Genomic DNA, 1529 nt, shown 5'->3' with positions numbered 1-1529 from the left:
GCGTCGTCGGGTGCTTGTCGAGTGGAATGACACGTCGGTGGGGGTGCCGGCGGGGTCGGTGGTGGGGTTGTTCGAGGAGTGGGTGGCTCGGGCGCCGGGTGCGGTTGCGGTGGTGTTCGAGGGTGTTGAGGTGTCGTATGCGGAGTTGGATGCGCGTGCGAATCGTCTGGCTCGTTACCTGATGGGTCGGGGGGTGGGTGCGGAGTCGTTGGTGGGTCTGTGTCTGCCGCGTGGTGTGGAGATGGTGGTGGGGATCCTCGCTGTGTGGAAGGCGGGGGGTGCGTATGTGCCGTTGGATCCGGAGTATCCGGTGGAGCGGCTTGCGTTCATGGTGGCGGATGGCGGGGTCCGCGTTGTGGTGGGTGAGAGGGAGGTGCTGGGCCGGCTCGCGCTGGAGGGCGTACGGGCTGTGGCGGTGGATGATCCGCTGGTTGCTGCCGCGGTGGATGCGTGTCCGGGTTCGGCGCCGGGTGTGGCTGTGGGGCCGGATGGTTTGGCGTATGTGATTTATACGTCGGGTTCGACGGGTGTGCCGAAGGGTGTGGCGGTTCGGCATGGGGGTGTGTCGAATCTGGTGTCGGTGTTCGGTCCGTTGATGGGTGTCGGGCCGGGTGTGGGTGTGTTGCAGTTCGCGTCGTTCAGTTTTGATGCGTCGGTTCTGGATGTGGCGGTGACGCTGGCGTGGGGTGGTGCGCTGGTGGTTGCTGGTGTGGGGGAGCGGGCTGAGCCGGGGTTGTTGCGGGGGTTGGTGGCGTCGGCTGGGGTGGGGTCGGCGAGTGTGGTGCCGTCGTTGTTGGGGGTTTTGGAGCCGGGTGATCTGGCGGGTGTGGGTTCGCTGGTGATCGGTGCGGAGGCGGTGGAGCCTTCGGTGGCGGCGGTGTGGTCGCGGGGTCGGCGGCTGGTGAATACGTATGGGCCGACGGAGGCCACGGTGATCGTGGCGGCTGGGTTGGTGGATCCGGGTGAGGCGGCGGCTGGTGGTGTGGTGCCGTTCGGGTCGCCGGTGGCTAATACGCGGTTGTTTGTGCTGGACCGGGGTCTGGAGCCGGTGCCGGTCGGGGTTGCGGGTGAGTTGTATGTGGCGGGTGCTCAGCTGGCGCGTGGTTATCACGGGCGTGCGGGGTTGAGTGCGGAGCGGTTTGTGGCGTGTCCGTTCGGTGTGGCGGGTGAGCGGATGTATCGGACGGGGGATCTGGTTCGTTGGGGTGCGGATGGTCGTCTGGTGTTCGTGGGGCGTGCGGATGAGCAGGTGAAGGTTCGTGGGTTCCGGATCGAGCTGGGTGAGGTCCAGGCGGTTGTGGGTGCTCATGCGGGGGTTGCGCGGGCGGCGGTCGTGGCTCGTGAGGACATGCCTGGTGAGGTCCGTCTCGTCGCTTATGTGGTGGGCGGACAGGATGCCGACCGCGAGGAACTGGCCCAGGGTGTACGCCGGTTCACGGCTTCACGTTTGCCGGAGTACATGGTCCCGGCCGCGGTGATGGTCCTGGACGAGCTGCCGCTGACGGTGAACGGCAAGCTCGACCGCAAGG

General features: G+C 67.1%; 1 protein-coding gene. It reads left to right on the top strand.

Annotation, left to right across the window (positions count from 1 at the left end; all coding sequences use genetic code 11):
* The coding region (locus IH50_RS0136720) for a non-ribosomal peptide synthetase (protein ID WP_037873611.1) at positions 1-1529 on the top strand (1529 nt) is incomplete at both ends.

The organism is Streptomyces sp. NRRL S-37 (assembly GCF_000721605.1).
Taxonomy (GTDB): Bacteria; Actinomycetota; Actinomycetes; order Streptomycetales; family Streptomycetaceae; genus Streptomyces.
The sequence above is the reverse complement of the archived record's forward strand: the minus strand, read 5'-3'. Positions and strand labels throughout refer to the sequence as shown.